The organism is Micromonospora sp. CNZ285 (assembly GCF_004637285.1).
Map to the genome: position 1 here is coordinate 6839241 of NZ_SPQD01000001.1, position 22526 is coordinate 6861766.

The following is a 22526-nucleotide window of genomic DNA, read 5'->3' on the forward strand; positions in this document are numbered from 1 at the left end:
GCTCAGGCGCCGGTGACGCCGTCGATGCGTTCCCGGATCAGGTCGGCGTGGCCGTTGTGCCGGGCGTACTCCTCGATCATGTGCACGTACACCCAGCGCAGGCTGATCTCGTGCGTGGTGTCGCCCCGGCGGTGGTGGAAGGTGTGCTCCAGCGGCAGGCCGGCCACCGCCTCCCGGGCCGCCTCGATCTCGGCGCGCAGCGTGGCGAACGCCTCGGCCGGGTCGGCGCCGGCGATGTCGTTGTGGTCCGCGTCCGGGTCGGTGCTGTAGTCGTAGAGCGTGGGCACGTCCTGCCCGGCGGCGCGGATGCGGAACCACCAGCGCTCCACGTCGGCCATGTGCCGGACCAGGCCGAGCAGGGTCAGCCCGGAGGGCTCGACGCTGCGGGTACGCAGTTGCTCGGCGGTCAGCCCGGCGCACTTGTGCACCAGGGTGTCGCGATGGTGGTCGAGCCAGCCCTCGAGCATGGTGCGCTCGTCGGCGACGTAGGGCTCGTGGCGGCGGTCGATCTCAGGAACGGTCCAGGTCATGGGCGCAGATGTTAAGAGGGGCCCGCGGTACAACGCGAGGCGTTAACAGGGGGCCCTTCCTTACACCCTCAGGGAACCACGACGACGGGCCAGCGGCCGGTGCGGACCAGCCGGGTGGCCACCGAGCCGACCAGCCTGTGCCCGGCCTGCTCGGACGAGCCGACCACCACCATGTCGGCCCGGTGCTCGTCGGCGGCCCGGCACAGCTCGGTGTAGGCGTCGCCGCGCCGGCACAGGAACGTCACCGGCAGGTCCAGTTCCTCGGCGCCGCGCCGGCACTCGGCACGAAGCTCGTCGGCCAGCTCGTCGTGGGTCTGCTGGACCGCACCGGCCACCACGCCGGAGAGCATCGCGCTGTACGCGGCCGGCGAGCTGACGAACACCGCCACCAGCGTGGCGCCCTGCCGCCGGGCCAGTCCGGCGGCGTACGCGGCGGCGCGCATCGAGGTGCGGCTGCCGTCCACGCCGACGAGCACCACCCGCGGCCCGTCCGTACCCCGTTCGTAGGGCAGCGGACGGGTCTGCGGGCCGTACCGTTCACGCTCCGCGGCGTCCATCGTCAGTCCGTCGTTCCGGCCGGGACGGCCTCGGCCGTCTCCCGCCCGGTGGGAACCGGCTCGGCGTTGGAGCGGCGCAGCGGCACCTCCCGGATGAGGACCACCGCGATCAGGGCGAGCAGCCCGAACGGGGCGGCGGCCAGGAAGATGTCACCGGCGGCGTGGCCGTACGCGGACTCGACCACGGCGCGGATCGGGCCGGGCAGCGTGTGCACGTCCGGCAGGCCGCCGCCACCCGAGCCGGAGGCCGGGACGCCGAGGCGGCTCAGGCCGTCGGCCAGGTAACCGGTGACCCGGTGCCCGAGGATCGCGCCGAGCGCGCTGACGCCGATCGCGCCGCCGAGGCTGCGGAAGAACGCCACCACCGAGCTGGCCGCGCCGAGTTCGTCCGGGCGGACCGTGTTCTGCACGGCGAGCACCAGGTTCTGCATGCTCATGCCGACGCCGAGGCCGATCAGCGCCATGAACACGGCGAGGCGCCAGTACGGGGTGTCCGCGCGCATGGTGCCCATCAGCGCGAAGCCGGCGGTGAGCAGCACCGAGCCGATGACCAGCCAGCTCTTCCAGCGGCCGGTGCTGGTGATGATCCGGCCGACCACCGTCGAGGAGACCAGCAGGCCGCCGATCATGGGCAGTGTCATCAGGCCGGACATGGTCGGGCTGGCGCCACGGCTGATCTGGAAGTACTGGCCGAGGAAGACCGACGCGCCGAACATGCCGACGCCGACCGCGATGCTGGCGATCACGGCGAGCGTGATGGTGCGGTTGCGGAACAGGTGCGGCGGGATCATCGGTTCCGCGGCACGCGTCTCGACCCGGGCGGCGAGCACGCCGAGCACCGCCGCGCCGGCCACCATCGCGCCGCTGGTCCAGGAGATCCAGTCGTACCGGTCGCCGGCCAGGGTGATCCAGACCAGCAGCAGCGAGACGGCGGCGGTGATGAGCGTCGCGCCCCACCAGTCGATCTTCACCTCGCGCTTGACCACCGGCAGGCGCAGCGTCCGCTGGAGCACGACCAGGGCGAGCACGGCGAACGGCACGCCGACGTAGAAGCACCAGCGCCAGCCGAGCCAGGAGGTGTCCACGATCACGCCGCCGATCAGCGGGCCGCCGATGGTGCCGACGGCCATTACCGCGCCGAGGTAGCCGCTGTACCGGCCGCGCTCGCGCGGCGCGATCATCGTCGCCATGATCACCTGGGCCAGGGCGGTGAGACCGCCCGCGCCGACGCCCTGCACCACCCGGCAGGCGATCAGCTCACCTGTGGTCTGCGCCTGCCCGGCGAGCACCGAGCCCAGCACGAAGACCACGAGGGAGAGCTGCACCAGCAGCTTCTTGCTGAACAGGTCGGAGAGCTTGCCCCAGATGGGCGTGGTCGCGGTGGTCGCCAGCAGCGTCGAGGTGACCACCCAGGTGTACGCGGACTGGCCGCCGCGCAGGTCGGTGATGATCCGCGGCAGCGCGTTGGAGACCACGGTGGAGGAGAGGATCGCGACGAACATGCCCAGCAGCAGGCCGGAGAGTGCCTCCAGGATCTGCCGGTGGGACATGTCGACGGCGGTCGCCCGCGCGGGCGCAGTCGCCTGGGTCATCGTGGATTGCCTCCGGAACGGGGGTGAAAGGTTGCCTTGGGCAACCGTAGAAGTCGTTGCCTTGAGCAACAACTCGGGCCGGACGGGCTTTGTTCCCTCCAGGCGAGGGATCAGAACGACTCGTTGAAGCGGTGCATCAGCCGGGCCAGGTCCGCCACGTCCTCTTGCGGCCAGCTTTCGAGCGAACGCCTTATCTGTCCGAGTCGGGCCGCCCGGGCCGCGTCGAACCGCCGGGTGCCCTCTTCGGTCAGGCTCAGCTGGGCCGCCCGCCGGTCGGTCGGGTCCGGGTCGCGCCGGACCAGGCCCAGCGCCTCCAGCCCGCCGATCTGGCGGCTGAGCGTGCCCTTGCCGATGCCCAGCTTCGCGGCCAGGTCGGTGAGGCGGATCGACCCGGAGCGGCGCAGCCAGAGCAGCAGGCCGTACGCGTTCGGTTCCAGGTTCGGGTGGACCTCGCGGGCGATCTCCCAGGACAACGCCCGGCCGCGGCGCAGCAGCGCGGTCAACTCGTGTTCCACGGCGCGCAGCGTCTCGTCCACGCTCAGAGGGTACTCAGTCCCCGTCGCTGAGTTGCTGGTGCGCCACCGGTCGCAGCTCGCCCTCACTGGTCGTGCCCTCGATCACCACGGCCGCCCTGCGGCCCTGATGCGTGAGCGTGGCGACCGCGTTGCCGAAGTAGGGCCCGGCCAGCTTCCGCCAGCGCACCGGCGGGCGGCGTACCCCGGCCGAGCGCGCCAGCGCCCGGGTCGCACCGGCCGGCCCCGGATTCCAGCCCAGCGTCATCAGCGGGCGCATCGCGGCCGGCACCTGGTTGTGGATCGGCGAGCAGGTGAGCTGGTGCACGGGAGTCCGGACGTTGCGGTCGGCGAACCGCGCCCGGGCCACGTACGAGTGGTGCACGTCACCGGAGAGCACGCTGATCGACGCCGGTCGCGCGTACGCCGGCCCGGCGCCCACCCGCGCCCCGGTGCGCGGCGCGGTGCCGCTGCCCAGCCGCGCGAACAGCTCGCCCAGCGCCTCGAACGAGCGCCGGAACGCGGCCCAGTGCTCCAGGTCCAGGGCCCGGCGGATCTGCTCGGAGATCCGGGCCACCCAGGGGCGGCTGGAATCTGCCAGGCGCTCGTTCCACGCCTCGACGTGGTGGATGCCCGGCGGCAGCAGCCACGGCAGCGAGCTGCCCACCACCAGGTGGTCGTAGGTGCCGTGCGCCTGGTCGAGGAACCACGACCACTCGCCCGGCGGCAGCATCGCCCGGCTGCCGGGCAGGAGCACCCGGCTGGACCGGTTGTCCAGCATGACCAGGCGGGTACGGCCCAGGTCCAGCGCGTAGCTCCACTGGTACTGCACGGCCCGCCAGCGCTCGGTGTCGTGCGCCAGGTCGGCCTCCTTGTCGACCCGCTCGCCGAACTCGTGCAGCACGCCTGTGGCGTCCTCGGCGGCGACCACCTTCGCGTACACCGGGTCGGCGGCGATCTCGTCCGGGCTGAGGTTGCCCAGGTGCTGGTAGACCCAGTAGGAGGCGAGGCCGCTGCGGATCCGCTCGGCCCACCACGGCTGCTCGCGCATGTCCGCGCGCCACGACTGCGAGGTGTTCCAGTCGTCGATCACCTCGTGGTCGTCGAAGATCATCACGCTCGGCACGGTGGAGAACAGCCAGCGGATCTCCGGGTCGCGCCACGACTCCAGGTAGAGCTTGGTGTACTCGTCGAAGCTCACCACCTGCGTCGCCGGGGCGTCCTTCGGCCGCCGCCGGCGCCGTTTGAGCAGCCGCCGCACGGTGGGCGAGGTCTCGTCCGCGTACACCTGGTCGCCGAGCAGCACCAGCAGGTCGGGCAGCACGGCCTCGTCGGGCGCGGCCATCACCCGCCGGGCGTACGCGTCCAGCGCGTCAGGCGGCAGCCGGCGCGCGGTGGAGTGCTGGGTGGTCTCCCGGCACGAGCCGAACAGCAGCCGCACCGGCTGGTCGGCGTCGTCGAGCGCGCGGGTGCGGATCACGCTGGGCGGGAACGACGAGTCGGGCAGCGGCCACGCCACCTCGTCGTCGATCAGCACCTCGTACGTCGTGGCGCTGTCCGGGGTGAGCCCGCTCACCACGACGATCGCGTAGTGGTGGTCGTACGCCGAGAAGGTGGGCGCGCTGCCGGTGGCGCCGTCCGCCGTGCGGACGGTGACCACGGCGGGCGAACTGGTCTCCACCCAGACGGTCGCCCGCGTGTCGACGACCCGGCGCAGCAGCGGGCCGATGAGCAGGCGGGAACCGGGCACGACGCACCTCCGACAAGATCGTTGCGGCTGATTCCTACCCGGCCGGCGGTTGCGGTACGCCTTCCGGTGCGAGCGTACCCGCAGGTTGTTCGCGTGCCGAGGCGGTGAGTGGGACGCCGTCGTCGGCATCTGACAGGATTTCGGGCATGACGGAATACCTCCTCGTCGCTCTCGCCCTGCTCGGCGTGCTGATCATCGGCGGCCTGAGCCTCGTGGTGCCCCGGCTGCGCCGGCGCCCGCAGCCGCCGCTGCCGCGCACGGAGGTCGACACCCGGACGGAGGAGGACCTGGCCGGCCCGCCGGTCGAGGCCCCGGAGGCGGAACTCACCACCGGCGTGGTGGTCGAGGCGCCGCCGGCCCCTCCGGTCGAGGTGCCGCAGGTCGAGGTGCCGGAGCCGACCGCCGGCCGCCTGGTCCGGCTGCGCTCGCGGCTGTCCCGCTCGCAGAACGTCTTCGGCAAGGGCCTGCTCGGCCTGCTCAGCCGCGACCGGCTGGACGAGGACACCTGGGAGGAGATCGAGGACAGCCTGATCACCGCCGACGTCGGCATCGACGCCACCCGGGAGATCGTCGACCGGCTGCGCGAGCGGACCCGGGTGCTCGGCACCCGTACCGGGGACGAGCTGCGCGCGCTGCTCGCCGCCGAGCTGGTCAACGCGCTCGACCCGGGCCTGGACCGCTCGCTGCGCACCGCGCCGAAGGAGGGCGTCCCGGCGGTGGTGCTCGTGGTCGGCGTCAACGGCGCCGGCAAGACCACCACCTGCGGCAAGATCGCCCGGGTACTCGTCGCGGACGGCCGCAGCGTGCTGCTCGGCGCCGCCGACACGTTCCGGGCCGCCGCCGCCGACCAGCTGGAGACCTGGGGCGGCCGGGTGGGCGCCGAGACGGTCCGCGGGCCCGAGGCCGCCGACCCGGCGAGCGTCGCGTTCGACGCGGTCAAGCGCGGCATCGACACCGGCGTGGACACCGTGCTCATCGACACCGCCGGCCGGCTCCAGAACAAGATCGGCCTGATGGACGAGCTGGGCAAGGTCAAGCGGGTGGTGGAGAAGCACGGCCCGATCGACGAGACGCTGCTGATCCTCGACGCCACCACCGGCCAGAACGGGCTGGAGCAGGCGCGGGTCTTCACCGAGGCGGTCAACGTCACCGGCGTGGTGCTGACCAAGCTCGACGGCACCGCCAAGGGCGGCATCGTGATCGCCGTGCAGCGCAAGCTCGGCATCCCGGTCAAGCTCGTCGGCCTCGGCGAGGGCAAGGACGACCTGGCCCCGTTCGACCCGGCACAGTTCGTCGACGCGTTGCTCGGCACCGAGCCGCTCGCCCGGGACGCGTAGCCTCTCCCGTGACGACTGACGATCGCGCCTACGCGGGGTGGCGCGACCCCAGCCACCCGTCGCCACGCCTCGGGAGACCGTACGTGACTTCGCAGGAGATCCCGCTGCACGGCGGGAACGTGAGCACCGTGGTCCGTGTGGGAGACACGGTCCGGCGCAACGCCGGCCCGTGGACGCCCTCCGTGCACGCGCTGCTGCGCCACCTGGAGTACGTCGGATTCACCGGCGCGCCCCGGGCGCTCGGCATGGACGAGCGCAACCGGGAGGTCCTGTCGTACCTGGAGGGGGAGTGCGGGGAGTACCCGCTGGCTCCGCACTGGGTCACCGACGAGGCCCTGGTGACGGTGGCCACCATGCTGCGGATGTTCCACGACGCGCAGTACGGCTTCACCCCGCCGCCCGGCGCGGTCTGGCGCTCGTTCGGGCCGCCCCCGCCGGACACCGAGGTCATCTGCCACCACGACGCCGCGCCGCACAACGTGATCTGGCGGCCGGACGGCACGCTCGGGCTGATCGACTTCGACCTCGCCTCGCCCGGCGCCCGCATCTACGACGTGGCGTACGCCGCCTGGACCTGGGTGCCGATCTTCTCCGACCGGGACTCGATCACGCTCGGCTGGAAGCACCCGGACCGGCCGCGCCGGCTGCGGCTGTTCGCCGACGCGTACGGGCTGATCCCGCGCGACCGGCACCGGCTCATCCGGACCATCCGCAAGCGCATCGTCGACCACGTCGAGGGCATCCGGCGGATGGCCGCCGCCGGTGAGCCGGCGTTCGTCCGGATCGTCCACAAGGGCCACCTGCGTCGGCCTATGCGTGACCTGCGGCTGCTCGACTACGAGCGGCACCAGCTGGAGTACGCGCTGCGCTGAGCAAGATCGGCGTTCTTCACACGCCGGAAACAACCCGTCACGCGTCGGAAATCGCGCGGTGTCGCTGAAGGAAACAGCCGGCGACAAAGCTTCCGCGCAACCGGCTGACGGGCGATGCTGCCAGGTCTCAGTCGGAGGGAGGAATACGACAACGAGAGGAGGCAGCGTGGAGATCGACACCGGGAACACTGCCTGGTTGCTTGTCTCGACTGCCCTCGTGCTGCTCATGACCCCCGGTCTCGCGCTGTTCTACGGCGGCCTGAACCGGTCCAAGGGCGTTCTGAACATGATGATGATGAGCTTCTCGTCCATCGGGCTCGTCAGCATCCTGTGGCTTTTCTACGGCTTCACCGTCGCCTTCGGCGAGGGCGGCAGGTTCTGGGGTGACCTGGGCCAGTACCTCGGCACCAAGACCTTCGTCGGCGAGAACGACCTGTGGGGCGAGACCGGCATCCCGATCTACGTCTTCATCGCCTTCCAGATGATGTTCGCGATCATCACCGTGGCGCTGATCAGCGGCGCGCTGTCCGACCGGGTGAAGTTCGCCGGCTGGCTGCTGTTCGCGTTCGGCTGGGCCACCCTGGTCTACTTCCCGGTCGCCCACATGGTCTGGGGCGGCGGGCTGATCGGCGGCGACATCGGCGCGCTGGACTTCGCCGGTGGTACCGCTGTGCACATCAACGCCGGTGCGGCGGCACTCGCGCTGGTGCTCGTGCTCGGCAAGCGGGTCGGCTGGCCGCGCGAGAGCATGAAGCCGCACAACGTCCCGATGGTCGCCCTCGGCGCCGCGCTGCTGTGGTTCGGCTGGTTCGGCTTCAACGCGGGCTCCGAGCTGACCGCCGACGGGGTCACCGCGCTGGCGTTCATCAACACCCAGGTCGCCACCGCCGCCGCGCTGCTCGGCTGGATCGTGGTGGAGTGGCTGCGCGACGGCAAGCCGACCCTGGTCGGCGCCTCGTCCGGCGCCATCGCCGGCCTGGTCGCGATCACCCCGGCCTGTGCGTTCATCACCCCGGCCGCAGCGGTGCTGCTGGGCGTGGTGGCCGGTGCGGTCTGCGCCCTCGCGGTCGGCCTGAAGTACCGGCTCGGCTACGACGACTCCCTCGACGTGGTGGGCGTGCACTTCGTCGGCGGCTGGATCGGCTGCCTCTGGATCGGCCTGTTCGGCACCGCCTCGGTCAGCTCGCTGGTGGAGACCGACGGCCTGTTCGTCGGCGGCGACGCCTCGCTGCTCGGCAAGCAGGCGATCAGCGCCCTGATCGTCAGCGTCTACTCCTTCGTGGTCGCCTTCGCCCTGGGCTTCGTGATCGACAAGACGATCGGCCTGCGGGTCTCCGCCGAGGCCGAGGTCGACGGCATCGACATCGCCGAGCACGCGGAGAGCGGCTACGACCTGTCGCCCACCACGGGCAGCAGCGGTGGCGCGTTCGCGATGGCCGGGATCGGCGCCGGCAAGCCGGCCGCGGAGCCCGCCGTCGAGTCCGACGAGTCCGCGCCGGTCAGCGAGAAGGTCGCCGGTTAACGTTCCTGGGATGGAGGGGTTGGACATGAAGCTGGTGACCGCGGTCATCAAGCCGTACCAGCTGGACGCGGTGAAGGAGGCCCTGCACGCACTCGGTGTGGCCGGGCTGACCGTCAGCGAGGTCCAGGGCTACGGCCGGCAGAAGGGGCACACCGAGGTCTACCGGGGTGCCGAGTACACGGTCGAGTTCCTGCCCAAGATCCGGGTCGAGGTCCTCACCGACGAGATGGACGTCGACAAGATCGTGGACGCGATCGTCGGCGCCGCCCGGACCGGCAAGATCGGCGACGGCAAGGTCTGGGTGACCGGCGTCGAGGAGGTCGTCCGGGTACGTACCGGCGAGCGCGGGCTCGACGCCCTCTGATCGCCGGATCCGCCGACATGACCTCGTTGACCACTGCCACCGGCCCCTCCGAGGGCCAGGCGGTGGTCAACGGGGTCGTCGGCGTACCCGGGGGCATCGGCGCGGCGGCCCGGTCCGCGCGGGCCGACGCGCTCGACGCCTGGCTGTGCCGGGCCTTCCCGGACCGGGACGGGGTCGCGCTCGTCGCGGTGGGCGGGCTGGGCCGCCGCCAGTGCGCCCCCTACGGCGACCTCGACCTGGTGCTGCTGCACGCGGGGGTGCCCGGCATCGACGAGCTGGCCGCGTCGCTCTGGTATCCGATCTGGGACGCCGGGCTGCGGCTGGACCACTCGGTGCGCACCGTCGCCGAGGCGCTCTCGGTGGCCCAGGACGACGTCAAGGTCGCCCTCGGCCTGCTCGACGCCCGGCACGTGGCGGGCGACCCGGCGCTCACCGGCCAGCTCGCCCGTACCGCCACCGACCACTGGCGGCGGACCGCGATCCGCCAGCTCCCCGGCCTGCGCGAGATCACCGCCGCGCGCTGGGAGGCACACGGCGAACTGGCGTTCCTGCTCGAAGGCGACCTCAAGGAGGCGGCCGGCGGGCTGCGCGACGTGGGCATCCTGCGCGCCATCGCCACCGCCGGGGTCACCGACGCGCTCCGCCCGGCCGTGCACGCGGCGCACCGGAGGCTGCTGGACACCCGCGACGCGCTGCACCAGCAGGTGGGCCGCCGGGTCGACCGCCTGGTCGCCCAGGAACGTGACGGCGTGGCGCGCCTGCTCGGCGCCGAGGACGGCGACGCGCTGCTGCGGCTGGTGGCCGGCGACGCCCGCACGGTGAGCCACGCCCTCGACGACGCCTGGCGAGCCGCCGACCGGCTCCGCTCCGGCCGGCACCGCGCCGCGCCCGGCCGTCCGCTGCGCCGCCCGGTCGCCCGGGACGTGGTGGAGCAGGACGGGGAACTGGTGCTCGCCCGCACCGCCATCGGCGCCCGCCCCGACCCGAGCCTGTCGCTACGTGTGGCCGCCGCCGCTGCCACCACGCGGCTGCCGATCGCGCGGGCCACCTGCGAGTGGCTCGCCGCGTACTGCCCGCCGCTGCCCGCGCCCTGGCCGCCGGCGGCCCGCGCCGCGCTGATCACCCTGCTCGGCGCCGGACCCGGCCTGGTGCCCGCCTGGGAGACCTGCGACAGGTACGGGCTGATCGACCGCTGGCTGCCCGAGTGGACCCGGATGCGCAGCCTGCCCCAGCACAACCCGGTGCACCGGTTCACGCTCGACCGGCACCTGGTGCAGACCGCGTACGAGGCGAGCCGGCACACCCGCGACGTGGAGCGACCAGACCTGCTGCTGCTCGGCGCGTTCCTGCACGACATCGGCAAGGGGCTGGACGGTGACCACTCGACTGTCGGCGCGCCGTTGGCCGAGGCGGTCGCCACCCGGATCGGGCTGCCGCCGGACGAGGCGGCGCTCATCGGCACGCTGGTCCGGCTGCACCTACTGCTGCCCGACGTGGCCACCCGCCGCGACCTGTCCGACCCGAAGACCGTCGCCGGGGTCGCCGAGCGGGTCGGTGACACCGGCACGCTGGAACTCCTGCACGCCCTGGTCCGCGCCGACGCCGCCGCCACCGGCCCGGCCGCCTGGTCCGGCTGGAAGGGCCGGCTGATCACCGAACTGGTGAGCCGGGTGCGCACCACGCTGGACACCGGGGTGGTGCCCGCCCCGCCGGCCCCGGACCCGGCGCTCGTGGCCGGGCCGCTGCCTGTCGTACACCTGGGGGAGGACCGGGTGTCGGTGGCCGCGGCCGACCGGCGCGGGCTGCTCGCGACGGTGGCCGGGTGCCTGGCGCTGCACCGCCTGGAGGTGATCTCCGCGGACGCCGCCACCGTCGACGGCCGCGCCCTGGTGGAGTGCCGGGTGCAGCCGCGCTACGGACTGGCCCCGGACCCGATCGCGCTCAGCGCCGACCTGCGCCGCGCGGTCGGCGGCGACGTGTCGGTCATCCAGCGGCTGCGCGGCCGGGCCCTCGCGGCGCGCAGCCGGGGCGCCGCGCCGCGGGTGGTGTGGCACCGGGAGGCGGCCACCGACGCGGTCCTGCTGGAGCTGCGGGCCGCCGACGCGGCAGGGCTGCTGTACCGGGTCACCTGCGCGCTGGACGAAGCGGGCGCCCAGGTGCGGGCGGCCCGGATCTCGACGCTCGGCGGTGACGTGGTGGACGCGTTCTACCTGGTCGGCGGCGGGCCGTCGGACGAGGAACGGGCCCGGATCGAGGCCGCCGTGCTGGCCGCCGTGTAGTGGAACGGGCCGCCGGGCCGGAGCGGGCGGATAGGCGGCGGGCTACCCTAACGGTGGGCTGGACCACCGGCCCGGCAGCATGTGCCCGCCGAAAACGACAAACGGGATGTTCGCGTGTTTGACACCTTGAGTGACCGCCTGTCCGGGATCTTCACCAAGCTCCGCGGCAAGGGCCGGCTCACCGACGCCGACATCGACGCCACCGCGCGCGAGATCCGGATGGCGTTGCTGGAGGCCGACGTCGCCCTGCCGGTGGTCAAGGGCTTCATCGCGAACGTCAAGGAGCGGGCGCGCGGCGCCGAGGTCTCCCAGGCGCTCAACCCGGCGCAACAGATCGTCAAGATCGTCAACGAGGAGCTGATCAAGATCCTCGGCGGCGAGGGGCGGCGGCTCCAGTTCGCCAAGCACCCGCCGACCGTGATCATGCTGGCCGGTCTCCAGGGCTCCGGCAAGACGACGCTCGCCGGCAAGCTGGCCCGCTGGCTCAAGAGCCAGGGCCACCAGCCGCTGCTCGTCGCCGCCGACCTCCAGCGTCCCAACGCCGTCGGGCAGCTCCAGGTCCTCGGTGGCCGGGCCGGCGTCGAGGTGTACGCCCCGGCGCCCGGCAACGGCGTCGGCGACCCGGTGCAGGTGGCCCGCGACTCGATCGAGCACGCCCGCCGCGCCGCCCGGGACATCGTCATCGTCGACACCGCCGGCCGGCTCGGTATCGACACCGAGATGATGCAGCAGGCCGCGAACATCCGCGACGCCGTCCAGCCCGACGAGGTCATCTTCGTCATCGACGCGATGGTCGGCCAGGACGCGGTGCGCACCGCCGAGGCGTTCCGCGACGGCGTCGGCATCACCGGCGTGGTGCTGTCCAAGCTCGACGGCGACGCCCGCGGTGGCGCCGCGCTCTCCGTCCGCGAGGTGACCGGTCAGCCGATCCTGTTCGCCTCCACCGGCGAGAAGCTGGAGGACTTCGACGTCTTCCACCCGGACCGGATGGCCAGCCGGATCCTCGGCATGGGCGACGTCCTCACTCTGATCGAGCAGGCCGAGGCGGCCTTCGACACCGATCAGAAGGAGAAGATGACCGCCAAGCTGATGGGCGGGGAGACCTTCACGCTGGAGGACTTCCTCGATCAGCTCATCGCGGTCCGGCGGATGGGCCCGATCGCCAACGTGCTGGCCATGATGCCGGGCATGGGGCAGATGAAGGACCAGCTCGCCGAGCTGGACGACAAGCACTTCGACCGGGTCACCGCGATCATCAGGTCGATGACCCCGGCCGAGCGCACCAACCCGAAGATCATCAACGGCTCCCGCCGGGCCCGCATCGCAGGCGGTTCCGGCGTCACCGTCATGGACGTCAACCAGCTGCTCAACCGCTTCGCCGACGCGCAGAAGATGATGAAGCAGATGGGCGGCATGATGGGCCTGCCCGGCGGTGGCCGGCGCAAGGCGACCAAGTCGCCGAAGAACAAGCGCAAGGGCACCAAGGGCGGCGGGCGGCCGCGTACCGGCGCCGGGATGCCGGGCGGCTTCCCGGGCGGGATGCCGCAGCTCCCGCCGGGCCTGGACCCGGGTGACCTGGCCGGTGGGCAGGGCCTGCCGCCGGGCTTCAAACTCCCGAAGATCGACTTCAACAAGCTGGGCAAGGGCGGCGACAAGGGCCCCCGCTAGCGTGTCGGTGACGATGGGCGACATTGCTGTCTCTTAAAGTGATGTCGCCCCCTGGAAGGAGATGTCAATGACCGCGGCCCCGATCCTGCCGGAGCGGCACGAGTGGACGGTCGACGACCTGGGCGAACTGCCCAAGGACCTTCCGTACGAACTGATCAACGGAAGGTTGATCGTGCCGTCGCCCACTCTGCTGCATCAGGACATGTGTGTCCGTCTCCTGCTCGCGTTGGAGGTCAACTGCCCGAAGGAGTACCAGGTCGGGATCGACCTGTCGATGCGGGTCGACCACCGGAACGAGCCCCGGCCGGACGTCGTCGCGGTCGTGCGGGGTAACGCCAACCGGAGCCCGTTGCCGGTCGAGGACGCGGTGCTCGCCGTCGAGGTCATCTCGCCGACCTCCACCTTCCGCGACATGTACGACAAGGCCAGGGTCTACGCGCACGCCGGTGTCCGCTCCTACTGGGTGCTCGACCCGGTCAAGGAGAAGATCACGCTGACTGAGTACGTGCTTGGCGCCAATCGCGAGTACAAGCAGGTCAGTCAGGCCGAGGACCTGTTCGTCACCGAGCGGCCCTGGAAGGTCTCGGTCGACCTGCCGGCGCTGACCGCGCGCCGCAACGACCTGCTCGCCGGCGAGGAGGACTGATCGGGTAGGACTGTGCACATGGCTCTGCACGTGCGCGGTGTGTTCCTTCCCGACGACGAGGTCCGGGACGTCTGGCTGGTCGGCGACCGGGTCACCTTCGAACCGGTGCCCGGCGCCGAGACGGTGGCCGACGGCGGCTTCGTGCTGCCCGGCCTGACCGACGCCCACTGCCACATCGGCATCGCCCGCGGCGGCAGCCCGATCACCTCGCTCGACCAGGCACGGGACCTGGCCCGGATCGACCGGGACGCCGGCGTGCTGGCGATCCGGGACGCCGGGTCGCCGTACCCGTACCCCGAACTGGAGGACGAGCCGGACCTGCCGCGACTGGCCCGCGCGGGCCGGCACGTCGCGCCGCCGAAGCGCTACCTGCGCGACATCGGCGTGGAGGTCGGCGCGGCGGAGGTCGCCGCGACGGTGGCCGCGCAGGCCGCGGCCGGCAACGGCTGGGTCAAGCTGGTCGGCGACTGGATCGACAGGGGCGTGGGCGACCTGGCGCCGGCGTGGGACGCCGACACCATGACCGCGGCGGTCGCCGCCGCGCACGCCGCCGGGGTACGCGCGGCGGTGCACACGTTCTCCGAGTCGGCGGTGGAGATCATGGTGCGGGCCGAGGTGGACTCGGTGGAGCACGGCACCGGGCTGAGCCTCGACCTGATCGACCTGATGGCCCGGCAGGGCACCGCGCTGGTCCCCACGATGATCAACATCCGGACGTTCGGCCACATCGCGGAGCAGGCCCGGCCCAAGTTCCCCGGGTACGCCGACCACATGCTCGCCCTGCGCGACCGCTTCCCCGAGGTGGTGCGCGCCGCGCACGAGGCGGGCGTGCCGATCTACGTCGGCACCGACGCGGGCGGCGGCATCGACCACGGCCTCGCGGCAGAGGAGATGCTGCTGCTGCACGAGCAGGCCGGCATGTCCGCCACGGACGTGCTCGCCGCCGCCTCCTGGCGGGCCCGGGAGTGGCTCGGCTTCCCCGGGCTGGTCGAGGGCGGTCTCGCCGACCTGGTGGTCTACCCCGAGGATCCGCGCCGCGACCTGCGCGTGGTCCGGGCACCCAGCCGGATCGTGCTGCGCGGCCGGGTCGTCCGCTGACCGGCCGCCCTCGTCGTCGGCGGCCCTAGCGGGTCGTCGCCGCCTCCAGGAACAGCCGCACCGCCAGGTCGGCCAGCCGGTCGGCGGTCTCCTCGACCGGGCCGCCGGGCAGCACGATGTGGCTCACCACCAGGCGTACGACGCTGTCCGCCGCGAACGCCAGCGCCGCCGGGTCGGCGTCCGGCAGGCGGTGCCCGGTCCACTCCAGCAGCGCCGCCGCGGCCTCGGCGAGCACCAGCTCGGACCGGGTGGTCAGGTACGGCAGCAGCTCCTCCGAGCCGCCCCGGGTGCTGGTCAGCACCGCCCGGACCAGCGGGTTCTCGGCGGCCGAGGCGAGCGTGCGGTGGATCGCCGCGTACGCGGCCGCGCGTACGTCCGAGTCGTGCTCGTCGAGCGCGGACCGGACCTGGCCGACGAACCGGTCCACCTCGTGCCGGGCCAGCGCATCGCCCAGGCCCGCCTTGGTGCCGAACTCGTTGTAGACCGTCTGCCGGCTCACCCCGGCCGCGCTCGCGACGGCGCCCATCCGGACCCCGGCCCAGCCGGTCGTGACGGTCAGCGAACGGGCGGCGTCGACGATCGACTCGCGCACCGGTGTGACATTCCTCGGCTTAGGCATGGTGATCGAAGTCTACGGGCGCTCGTCAGCGCACCTCGAGGTCGTACTCCGCCTCGACCCGGAACGATCCGCCGTCGTGGCCGCCGAAGGTCAGGTGGTGCGTCCCCGGCGCGGGTGGCGGCACCAGACCCCACAGGCCCCAGCAGGAGACGTGCACCGGCCACGGCCACGCGGTGACGACGTTGTTGAAGAACCCCCGTACCGGGAACGAGGCGGGGGAGCCCGCCGGCCGCACCGGCACCGCGACCCCGTCCAGTTCGGCGTGCCCGCCGGCGTGGGGCATCGGCGCGACCGGGCCGTCCCGGCGGCCGACCCGCCAGCAGCAGATCGCCGGGAAGAACAGGGGGCGACCCGCCGGCACCACGCAACGCCGGGCGACCCCGCCGCCCTGCGTGCCGGCGAGGAACCACACGTCGTCTGGCTGGTGGCGCCCGCCGTGCCGGCCGGTGGTGTCCTTGAGCGGGTTGACCGGCTGGCGGTGGGCGGCCACCCAGGCCACCCAGCGGGCGGCGAGCAGGGCCAGCGCCGGTGCCGGGTCGGGGCTGGGGGAGAGCATGACGGCAGATGGTAGTGCGGGCGCGCCCGGCTGCGTCGGCCCGTCACGGGACGCATAGGATGTGCGGTCATGGCACGCGTGCTCACTCCCCGTGCGGAGGACTTTCCCCGCTGGTACCAGGACCTGATCGCCAAGGCGAAGCTGGCCGACAACGGCCCGGTCCGGGGGACCATGGTGATCCGACCGGCCGGCTACGCCATCTGGGAGCGGATGCAGGCCGAGATGGACGCCCGGATCAAGGCGGCCGGCGCGGAGAACGCGTACTTCCCGCTGTTCATCCCGGAGAGCTACCTCAAGCGGGAGGCCGAGCACGTCGAGGGCTTCTCGCCGGAGCTGGCAGTGGTCACGCACGGTGGCGGCAAGCAGCTCGCCGAGCCGGTGGTGGTGCGCCCCACGAGCGAAACGGTCATCGGCGAGTTCATGGCCAAGTGGATCGACTCGTACCGCGACCTGCCGCTGCTGCTCAACCAGTGGGCCAACGTGGTCCGGTGGGAGCTGCGCCCGCGGATCTTCCTGCGTACCAGTGAGTTCCTCTGGCAGGAGGGGCACACCGCGCACGCGACCCGTGAGGACGCCCGCGCCTACGCCCGGCGGATCCTGCACGAGGCGTACGAGGACCTGATGGTCAACGTGCTCGGCATCCCGGTCGTGGTCGGCCTGAAGACCGCCCGGGAGCGCTTCGCCGGTGCCACCGCCACGTACACGTGCGAGGGCATGATGGGCGACGGCAAGGCGCTGCAGCTCGGCACCAGCCACGAGCTGGGCCAGAACTTCGCCAAGGCGTTCGACATCAGCTACTCCTCGGCCGAGGGCGGCCGGGAGCACGCGTGGACCACCTCCTGGGGCACCTCCACCCGGATGCTCGGTGGCCTGATCATGTGCCACGGCGACGACAACGGGCTGCGGGTGCCGCCGAAGCTGGCGCCGGTCCAGGCGTACGTGATGGTCGTCAAGGACGGCGAGGGCGTGGCGGAGGCCGCCCGGAAGCTTCACGACGCGCTGCGTGACGCCGGGGTGCGGGTGGCGCTGGACGACCGGACCGACACCGCGTTCGGCCGCCGCGCCGTCGACGCCGAGCTGCGCGGCTACCCGGTCCGCGTCGAGGTCGGCCCGCGTGACCTGGCCGCCGGCAACGCGGTGGTGGTCCGGCGTACGGACGGCTCGAAGGCCCCGACGCCGGTGGCCGACGTGGTCGGCGCCGTGGTGGCCGCGCTGGAGGCCGACCAGCGCGCCCTGCACGACCAGGCGCTGGAGTTCCGCCGGTCCCGCACCGTCGAGGTGTCGACGCTGGCCGAGGCGATCGAGGCGTCCGCCACCGGCTGGGCGCGGGTGCCGTGGTCGGCGGTCGGCGTCGAGGGCGAGGCCGAGGCGAACGGCCAGGGCGTGACGGTCCGCTGCCTGGTGCGCGCCGACGGCTCGGTGCCGGACTCGGAGGACGAGCCCGACCTGGTGGCGATCCTCGCCCGCGCGTACTGAGATGCGGCCCGGCGATCCGGCCGGCCGGTTCGCGCCGGGGCGGCTGATCCTGCACCGGAACGTGCGGCACGGCCGGATCGGCTGGGTCCGGTCGGCCCGCGTGGTGTCCGACGACGAGCGGGGCCTGCTGCTCTGGGTGGCACGGACGGCGCCGGTCGCGCACGAGGTGACGGAGGCCGGCCTGGGCATGCGGGCCGTGCCGTTCGCCGAGTGGGTGACATCGTCCTACCGGCTCGCGCAGGGGCTGTGGAACGGCCCGCCGGTGCTGAAGTTCCTGCCCACCGGCGCGGCCCACTCGGTCTGGTGGTTCCGCGACGCCGCCGGCCGCTTCCAGAACTGGTACGTCAACCTGGAGGAGCCCGGCGTCCGCTGGGACGACGGCACGGTGGCCGGGGTCGACATGGTCGATCAGGATCTCGACGTGGTGGTCCACCCGGACCTGAGCTGGGAGTGGAAGGACGAGGACGAGTTCGCCGAGCGGCTGGCGTTCCCGGAGCACTACTGGGTGACGGACGAGAAGGCGGTACGCGCCGAGGGCGAACGGGTGATCCGGATCGCCGAGGCGGGGGAGTTCCCGTTCGACGGCACCTGGTGCGACTTCACCCCGCCCGCCGAATGGGACGTACCGGACGAACTTCCGCCGGGCTGGGACCGCCCGCCGGTGCGCTGAACGAGTGTCCTCGGTCACGGCCCGGGCTTCCCGGGCGTGGTGTCCGGGTCCGGTGTGAGAGTTCCGGTCCGGATCTGGCAGAATGGTTCGCTGGTATCCGGCACGCGTCCGGCGCCCTCTAACCCGGGCGCGTCGCCAGTTCACCGAGCAGTCTCCGGCCCAAACCCCACTGTGCCGGTCGGCGCTCACCCGCCACACCGCCCGGACGGGCCGGTGAGATCGCAACAGGAGCGAAACAACTGTGGCCGTAAAGATCCGGCTCCTGCGGATGGGCAAGATCCGCAACCCGCAGTACCGCATCGTCATCGCCGACTCGCGTACCAAGCGTGACGGTCGTGCGATCGAGTTCGTCGGTGTGTACCAGCCGAAGGAAGACCCTTCGGTGATCGAGGTCAAGTCGGAGCGGGTCCAGTACTGGCTCTCGGTCGGCGCCCAGCCGAGCGAGGCCGTGCAGCGCCTGCTGGAGCTGACCGGTGACTGGCAGAAGTTCAAGGGCCTGCCGGCCCCGCCGCCGCTGAAGGTCGCCCCCGAGCGGGCCGACCGCAAGGCGGCGTACGAGGCCGAGGCGAAGGCCGCCGCCGGCGTGGCGGACACCCCGGCGAAGCCGGCCAAGAAGGCCGCCGCCAAGGCGGAGGAGCCGAAGGCCGAGGCCCCCAAGGCCGAGGAGCAGACCGGTGCCGAGTCCGGCGAGCAGGCCTGACATGCCGCTGCGTCCCGCTCTGGAGCACCTGGTCAAGGGCATCGTCGACCACCCGGACGACGTCCGGGTGCGCATGGTCGACTCCCGTCGGGGCAAGCGCCTCGAAGTCCGCGTGCACCCCGAGGACCTCGGCACGGTGATCGGGCGGTCCGGCCGGACCGCCAAGGCGCTGCGCCAGGTGATCGGCTCCATCGGCGGGCGTGGGGTACGCGTCGACATCGTCGACTCGTACTGATGCTTCTCGTCGTCGGCCGGATCGGTAAGCCGCACGGCATCCGCGGTGAGGTCACCGTGGAGGTGCGTACCGACGAGCCCGAAGCACGGTTCGCCCCCGGCTCGGTGTTGACCACCGAGCCGGGGGTCACCCCGTCGGAGCCCGGCGCCTGGCGGGTGCCCCCGACGCTCACCGTCGAGTCGGCCCGCTGGCATCAGGGCCGCCTGCTCGTCGCCTTCGAGGGCGTGCTGGAGCGCGACGTCGCCGAGGCGTTGCGCAACACGCTGCTCGGCGTGGACAGCGCCGACGTCGCCCCGCCGGAGGACCCGGAGGAGTTCCACGACCACCAGCTGGTCGGGCTCACCGTGGTCACCCGCGACGGCGAGCACGTGGGCGAGGTGGCCCGCATCGACCACGCGCCCGCGTCCGACATGCTGGTGCTGCGGCGCCCCGAGGGGCGTACCGCGCTGGTCCCGTTCGTCAAGGCGATCGTGCCCGAGGTGGATCTGGCGGGCGGTCGCGTCGTCGTCGACCTGCCCGGTGGCCTGCTCGACCTCTAGCTCTCGACCTCCGGCTGGAGCCACCGCATGCGCGTCGACATCGTGTCGATCTTTCCCGAGTACTTCGCCCCGCTGGACCTGTCGCTCATCGGCAAGGCCCGCGCGAACGGCACGCTGCGGCTGGCCGTACACGATCTGCGGACCTGGACCCACGACGTGCACCGCACCGTCGACGACACGCCCTACGGCGGCGGTCCGGGCATGGTCATGCGGCCGGAGCCGTGGGGTGAGGCGCTGGACGCGCTGGCGCCCGGCGAGCTGAGCCCGGACGGGCACACGCTGCCCCGGCTGCTCGTGCCGTCGCCCGCGGGCGTCCCATTCACCCAGGCCCTGGCGCACGAGCTGGCCGCCGAGTCGCACCTGCTGTTCGCCTGCGGCCGGTACGAGGGCATCGACCAGCGGGTGCTGGACCACGCGGCGACCCGGATGCCGGTGACCGAGGTCTCGCTCGGCGACTACGTGCTGTTCGGCGGCGAGGTGGCCGTGCTGGTGATCCTGGAGGCGGTCACCCGGCTGCTGCCCGGCGTGCTCGGCAACGCCGGGTCGCTGGACGAGGAGTCGCACGCGCACGGGTTGCTGGAGGCCCCGCTCTACACGAAGCCGGCGAGCTGGCGCGGGCTGGACGTGCCCGAGGTGCTGCGCTCCGGCGACCACGCCCGGATCGACCGCTGGCGGCGCGACGAGTCGCTGCTGCGGACCGCGGCCCGGCGCCCCGACATGATCGGCGCGCTGGCACCGGAGACGCTCGACAAGCGGGACCGGGCGACGCTGGACCGGGGCGGATTTTCCCCGCCACCGGGGCATGTGGCAAAGTAGAGGGGTTGCCGCATCCGTCCACGCCGTGGGCGGTTGCGAGGACCCTCGACCGGGGCCGGCCTCGCCGGTCACCACCCGGGGGTCAGAATCACCCATCCGCGCATCGACTGACGATGCGCCGTGAGCCTCACGAGGACGCAGCGATGAACATCCTGGACGCCCTTGACGCCCAGTCGAAGCGTACCGACCTGCCCGACTTCCGTGCCGGTGACACCGTCAAGGTGCACGCGCGGGTCGTCGAGGGCAACCGCTCCCGGGTCCAGATCTTCCAGGGCGTCGTCATCCGCCGCCAGGGTGACGGCCTGCGTGAGACCTTCTCGGTCCGCAAGGTCAGCTTCGGTGTCGGCGTGGAGCGGACCTACCCGCTCAACGGCCCGGGCATCGACCGGATCGAGGTCGTGACCCGCGGTGACGTGCGTCGCGCCAAGCTCTACTACCTGCGTGAGCTGCGCGGCAAGAAGGCCAAGATCAAGGAGCTGCGGGAGAAGCAGCCGGCGAACTGATCCACGTTCGCCACGCCGCCCGGCCTGCGCGGATGTCGTATCGACCAGACCGCATTACCCTGGTCGGTACGGGCGCAGCCGGACGGTGCGAAACGGTCCACTACCGCCCGTGGGGTCTCCGAGGGGACTCCCGGGCGGTAGTGTCGTTTCCGCGGACCGGAGAGTGGCATGGTGCAGATGGTTGACGAGGACGGTGCCGTCGATCCCTGGCGCCGGCGGGCCCGCCGCGGCCGCCGCCAGATGCCGCTCTGGCAGGAGCTGCCGCTGCTGCTGATCGTGGCGTTCTGCCTCGCGGTGCTGATCCGGACGTTCCTGCTCCAGGCGTTCTTCATCCCCTCCGGGTCGATGGAGGACACGCTGCTCGTCGGCGACCGGGTGCTCGTCAACAAGGTCGTCTACGACGTCCGGGACCCGATCCGCGGCGAGGTGGTGGTGTTCCGGGGCACCGACCGCTGGGTCGCCCAGGAGGCGCCCGCGCCGCCGACGAACTTCGCCGGCCGGGTCGGCCGCACGCTCGGCGACCTGGTGGGCGTCAGCCGCCCCGGCGAGAAGGACTTCATCAAGCGCGTCATCGGCGTACCGGGCGACAAGGTCTGGTGCTGCGACGACGGCCGGGTGGTGGTCAACGGGGTGCCGCTGGACGAGACGGCGTACGTCTCCGAGGACTCCCCGGTCGAGCTGCCACCGAATCCCAAGGAGTGCCGGTCCCGGCAGTTCACCGAGGTGGTGGTGCCGCCGGGGCAGATCTTCGTGATGGGTGACCACCGGCTGGTCTCGCAGGACGCCCGATGTCAGGGGCCGGTGCCGATCGAGAACGTGGTCGGCCGCGCCTTCATGATCGTCTGGCCCTCGCAGCGGTGGACGGGTCTGCCCGTACCGGAGACGTTCGCGAGCGTGCCGCGCGCGGACGCCGCGGCGGCGCCCGGGCCGGTGCCGGTGGATCCCGACCCGGTCGGCGGCGTCGTCCTGATCCTCCCGGTCGCGGCGACGCTCACCGTTCTGGCGGGTTCGGGGCGACCGCGGCGTACCCGGCGACGTAGGCTCCACCCGTGATCGACGAGCAGACCGAGAAGCCCCGCAGCTCCTTCTGGAAGGAGCTGCCCATCCTCCTGGGCGTGGCGATCCTGGTCGCGGTGCTGGTGCGTGCCTTCGTGCTGCAGACCTTCTTCATCCCGTCGCCGTCCATGGAGAACACCCTCAAGATCGACGATCGGGTGCTTGTCAACAAGCTGGTCTACGACTTCCGCTCGCCGCACCGGGGCGAGGTCATCGTCTTCAAGGCGCCCACCGAGTGGAGCGGCAACCCCGACGGCGAGGACTTCATCAAGCGGGTCATCGGCGTCGGCGGCGATCACGTGGTCTGCTGCGATCGCACCGGCGGCCAGGAGCGGCTGATCATCAACGGCAAGCCGATCGACGAGCCGTTCATCTTCCCCGGCAACAAGCCCGCCGACCAGGACTTCGACATCACCGTGCCGAAGGGGCGCCTGTGGGTCATGGGTGACCACCGGGAGGCGTCCGGCGACTCGCTGGAGCACTGGCAGCAGTCGGGCGAGGACATCAACGTCGCCACCATCCCCGAGGGCGAGGTCGTGGGCCGGGCCTTCACCATCTTCTGGCCGGTCAGCCGCGCGACCTGGCTCAGCGTCCCCAAGCAGTTCGACGGGATCCCCAATCCCTGAGCA

At 72.4% G+C, this 22526-nt stretch carries 24 protein-coding genes; 17 read left to right on the top strand and 7 right to left on the bottom strand.

All coding sequences use genetic code 11. From position 1 onward, the window contains the following. Positions 1–2 precede the first annotated feature (2 nt). The 5 genes from CLT75_RS31710 to CLT75_RS31730 form a co-directional block, all read right to left on the bottom strand. Entirely contained in the window at positions 3–530 is a 528-nt protein-coding gene (locus CLT75_RS31710) for a DinB family protein (RefSeq protein ID WP_135243746.1), read from the bottom strand. A gap of 68 nt (positions 531–598) precedes the next feature. Continuing rightward, a complete protein-coding gene (locus CLT75_RS31715) occupies positions 599–1087 on the bottom strand; it encodes a universal stress protein (protein ID WP_135243747.1) in 489 nt (162 codons plus the stop codon). A gap of 2 nt (positions 1088–1089) precedes the next feature. Continuing rightward, the gene (locus CLT75_RS31720) at positions 1090–2679 is read right to left on the bottom strand and encodes an MDR family MFS transporter (RefSeq protein ID WP_135243748.1); all 1590 of its coding nucleotides are present in this window, start codon (positions 2677–2679) and stop codon (positions 1090–1092) included. A 110-nt stretch (positions 2680–2789) separates the two neighbouring features. Then, the gene (locus CLT75_RS31725) at positions 2790–3215 is read right to left on the bottom strand and encodes a MarR family winged helix-turn-helix transcriptional regulator (protein WP_120571185.1); all 426 of its coding nucleotides are present in this window, start codon (positions 3213–3215) and stop codon (positions 2790–2792) included. 13 nt (positions 3216–3228) lie between these two features. Continuing rightward, on the bottom strand, positions 3229–4941 hold the full coding sequence (locus CLT75_RS31730) for an alkaline phosphatase D family protein (protein ID WP_135243749.1): 1713 nt from the start codon (positions 4939–4941) through the stop codon (positions 3229–3231). A gap of 146 nt (positions 4942–5087) precedes the next feature. Between CLT75_RS31730 and ftsY the strand changes: the two genes are divergently transcribed. From ftsY to CLT75_RS31770, 8 genes are all read left to right on the top strand, one after another. Next, complete coding sequence (gene ftsY, locus CLT75_RS31735) at positions 5088–6278, top strand: signal recognition particle-docking protein FtsY (RefSeq protein WP_135243750.1); 1191 nt, start codon at positions 5088–5090, stop codon at positions 6276–6278. An 8-nt stretch (positions 6279–6286) separates the two neighbouring features. After that, positions 6287–7150, top strand: coding sequence for a phosphotransferase (locus CLT75_RS31740; RefSeq protein ID WP_174361701.1), 864 nt, complete (start codon positions 6287–6289; stop codon positions 7148–7150). A gap of 166 nt (positions 7151–7316) precedes the next feature. Continuing rightward, positions 7317–8672, top strand: coding sequence for an ammonium transporter (locus CLT75_RS31745; RefSeq protein ID WP_135243751.1), 1356 nt, complete (start codon positions 7317–7319; stop codon positions 8670–8672). Between the two features lie 25 nt (positions 8673–8697). Then, positions 8698–9036 carry a P-II family nitrogen regulator gene (locus tag CLT75_RS31750; RefSeq protein ID WP_013284578.1) on the top strand — a complete coding sequence of 113 codons (339 nt, stop codon included), beginning with the start codon at positions 8698–8700 and terminating at the stop codon, positions 9034–9036. A 17-nt stretch (positions 9037–9053) separates the two neighbouring features. Then, positions 9054–11315 (top strand): [protein-PII] uridylyltransferase, encoded by a 2262-nt coding sequence (locus tag CLT75_RS31755; RefSeq protein ID WP_135243752.1) that lies wholly within the window; start codon positions 9054–9056, stop codon positions 11313–11315. Between the two features lie 114 nt (positions 11316–11429). After that, complete coding sequence (gene ffh / locus CLT75_RS31760; protein ID WP_135243753.1) at positions 11430–12983, top strand: signal recognition particle protein; 1554 nt, start codon at positions 11430–11432, stop codon at positions 12981–12983. A gap of 67 nt (positions 12984–13050) precedes the next feature. Then, on the top strand, positions 13051–13629 hold the full coding sequence (locus CLT75_RS31765) for a Uma2 family endonuclease (protein ID WP_104113916.1): 579 nt from the start codon (positions 13051–13053) through the stop codon (positions 13627–13629). Positions 13630–13647: 18 nt separating this feature from the next. Then, positions 13648–14727, top strand: a complete 1080-nt coding sequence (locus CLT75_RS31770; protein WP_135243754.1) for an amidohydrolase family protein — start codon at positions 13648–13650, stop codon at positions 14725–14727. A 25-nt stretch (positions 14728–14752) separates the two neighbouring features. Here CLT75_RS31770 and CLT75_RS31775 read toward each other — a convergent pair whose 3' ends face one another. Together CLT75_RS31775 and CLT75_RS31780 are read right to left on the bottom strand one after the other, a co-directional pair. Continuing rightward, positions 14753–15346, bottom strand: coding sequence for a TetR family transcriptional regulator (locus CLT75_RS31775; protein ID WP_135243755.1), 594 nt, complete (start codon positions 15344–15346; stop codon positions 14753–14755). 25 nt (positions 15347–15371) lie between these two features. Next, entirely contained in the window at positions 15372–15902 is a 531-nt protein-coding gene (locus tag CLT75_RS31780; protein ID WP_135243756.1) for a hypothetical protein, read from the bottom strand. 69 nt (positions 15903–15971) lie between these two features. Here CLT75_RS31780 and proS point away from each other — a divergent pair, with 69 nt between their 5' ends. The 9 genes from proS to lepB (CLT75_RS31825) all read left to right on the top strand — a co-directional run bounded on the left by proS (position 15972) and on the right by lepB (CLT75_RS31825) (position 22523). Then, the gene (gene proS, locus CLT75_RS31785; RefSeq protein ID WP_135243757.1) at positions 15972–17378 is read left to right on the top strand and encodes a proline--tRNA ligase; all 1407 of its coding nucleotides are present in this window, start codon (positions 15972–15974) and stop codon (positions 17376–17378) included. A 1-nt stretch (position 17379) separates the two neighbouring features. After that, positions 17380–18048, top strand: coding sequence for a ribonuclease FAU-1 family protein (locus tag CLT75_RS31790; RefSeq protein WP_135243758.1), 669 nt, complete (start codon positions 17380–17382; stop codon positions 18046–18048). Positions 18049–18289: 241 nt separating this feature from the next. Continuing rightward, complete coding sequence (rpsP, locus tag CLT75_RS31795) at positions 18290–18748, top strand: 30S ribosomal protein S16 (RefSeq protein WP_018786330.1); 459 nt, start codon at positions 18290–18292, stop codon at positions 18746–18748. Continuing rightward, positions 18723–18983, top strand: coding sequence for an RNA-binding protein (locus tag CLT75_RS31800; protein ID WP_026268109.1), 261 nt, complete (start codon positions 18723–18725; stop codon positions 18981–18983). The genes rpsP and CLT75_RS31800 overlap by 26 nt, the downstream gene beginning before the upstream one ends. Continuing rightward, positions 18983–19522: a ribosome maturation factor RimM gene (gene rimM / locus CLT75_RS31805; protein ID WP_030269963.1), complete on the top strand. Its 540-nt coding sequence runs from the start codon at positions 18983–18985 to the stop codon at positions 19520–19522. Before CLT75_RS31800 ends, rimM begins: the two co-directional genes overlap by 1 nt. Positions 19523–19549: 27 nt before the next feature. Further along, positions 19550–20338 carry a tRNA (guanosine(37)-N1)-methyltransferase TrmD gene (gene trmD / locus CLT75_RS31810; protein WP_013284590.1) on the top strand — a complete coding sequence of 263 codons (789 nt, stop codon included), beginning with the start codon at positions 19550–19552 and terminating at the stop codon, positions 20336–20338. A gap of 143 nt (positions 20339–20481) precedes the next feature. Beyond that, the gene (rplS, locus tag CLT75_RS31815; RefSeq protein ID WP_013284591.1) at positions 20482–20841 is read left to right on the top strand and encodes a 50S ribosomal protein L19; all 360 of its coding nucleotides are present in this window, start codon (positions 20482–20484) and stop codon (positions 20839–20841) included. 168 nt (positions 20842–21009) lie between these two features. After that, on the top strand, positions 21010–21894 hold the full coding sequence (gene lepB / locus CLT75_RS31820) for a signal peptidase I (RefSeq protein ID WP_135243759.1): 885 nt from the start codon (positions 21010–21012) through the stop codon (positions 21892–21894). Then, positions 21891–22523 carry a signal peptidase I gene (gene lepB / locus CLT75_RS31825; protein ID WP_135243760.1) on the top strand — a complete coding sequence of 211 codons (633 nt, stop codon included), beginning with the start codon at positions 21891–21893 and terminating at the stop codon, positions 22521–22523. The genes lepB (CLT75_RS31820) and lepB (CLT75_RS31825) overlap by 4 nt, the downstream gene beginning before the upstream one ends. Positions 22524–22526 lie beyond the last annotated feature (3 nt).

What these genes read in the sequence shown, in the direction of transcription:
- CLT75_RS31790 (WP_135243758.1), top strand. Translation starts at nt 17,380, where the DNA reads ATGCGGCCCGGCGATCCGGCCGGCCGGTTCGCGCCGGGGCGGCTGATC.
- CLT75_RS31755 (WP_135243752.1), top strand. Translation starts at nt 9,054, where the DNA reads ATGACCTCGTTGACCACTGCCACCGGCCCCTCCGAGGGCCAGGCGGTG.
- CLT75_RS31780 (WP_135243756.1), bottom strand. Translation starts at nt 15,902, where the DNA reads ATGCTCTCCCCCAGCCCCGACCCGGCACCGGCGCTGGCCCTGCTCGCC.
- CLT75_RS31775 (WP_135243755.1), bottom strand. Translation starts at nt 15,346, where the DNA reads ATGCCTAAGCCGAGGAATGTCACACCGGTGCGCGAGTCGATCGTCGAC.
- CLT75_RS31765 (WP_104113916.1), top strand. Translation starts at nt 13,051, where the DNA reads ATGACCGCGGCCCCGATCCTGCCGGAGCGGCACGAGTGGACGGTCGAC.
- CLT75_RS31750 (WP_013284578.1), top strand. Translation starts at nt 8,698, where the DNA reads ATGAAGCTGGTGACCGCGGTCATCAAGCCGTACCAGCTGGACGCGGTG.
- CLT75_RS31710 (WP_135243746.1), bottom strand. Translation starts at nt 530, where the DNA reads ATGACCTGGACCGTTCCTGAGATCGACCGCCGCCACGAGCCCTACGTC.
- rplS (WP_013284591.1), top strand. Translation starts at nt 20,482, where the DNA reads ATGAACATCCTGGACGCCCTTGACGCCCAGTCGAAGCGTACCGACCTG.
- ftsY (WP_135243750.1), top strand. Translation starts at nt 5,088, where the DNA reads ATGACGGAATACCTCCTCGTCGCTCTCGCCCTGCTCGGCGTGCTGATC.
- lepB (WP_135243759.1), top strand. Translation starts at nt 21,010, where the DNA reads ATGGTGCAGATGGTTGACGAGGACGGTGCCGTCGATCCCTGGCGCCGG.
- CLT75_RS31720 (WP_135243748.1), bottom strand. Translation starts at nt 2,679, where the DNA reads ATGACCCAGGCGACTGCGCCCGCGCGGGCGACCGCCGTCGACATGTCC.
- rimM (WP_030269963.1), top strand. Translation starts at nt 18,983, where the DNA reads ATGCTTCTCGTCGTCGGCCGGATCGGTAAGCCGCACGGCATCCGCGGT.
- CLT75_RS31715 (WP_135243747.1), bottom strand. Translation starts at nt 1,087, where the DNA reads ATGGACGCCGCGGAGCGTGAACGGTACGGCCCGCAGACCCGTCCGCTG.
- proS (WP_135243757.1), top strand. Translation starts at nt 15,972, where the DNA reads ATGGCACGCGTGCTCACTCCCCGTGCGGAGGACTTTCCCCGCTGGTAC.
- trmD (WP_013284590.1), top strand. Translation starts at nt 19,550, where the DNA reads ATGCGCGTCGACATCGTGTCGATCTTTCCCGAGTACTTCGCCCCGCTG.
- CLT75_RS31770 (WP_135243754.1), top strand. Translation starts at nt 13,648, where the DNA reads ATGGCTCTGCACGTGCGCGGTGTGTTCCTTCCCGACGACGAGGTCCGG.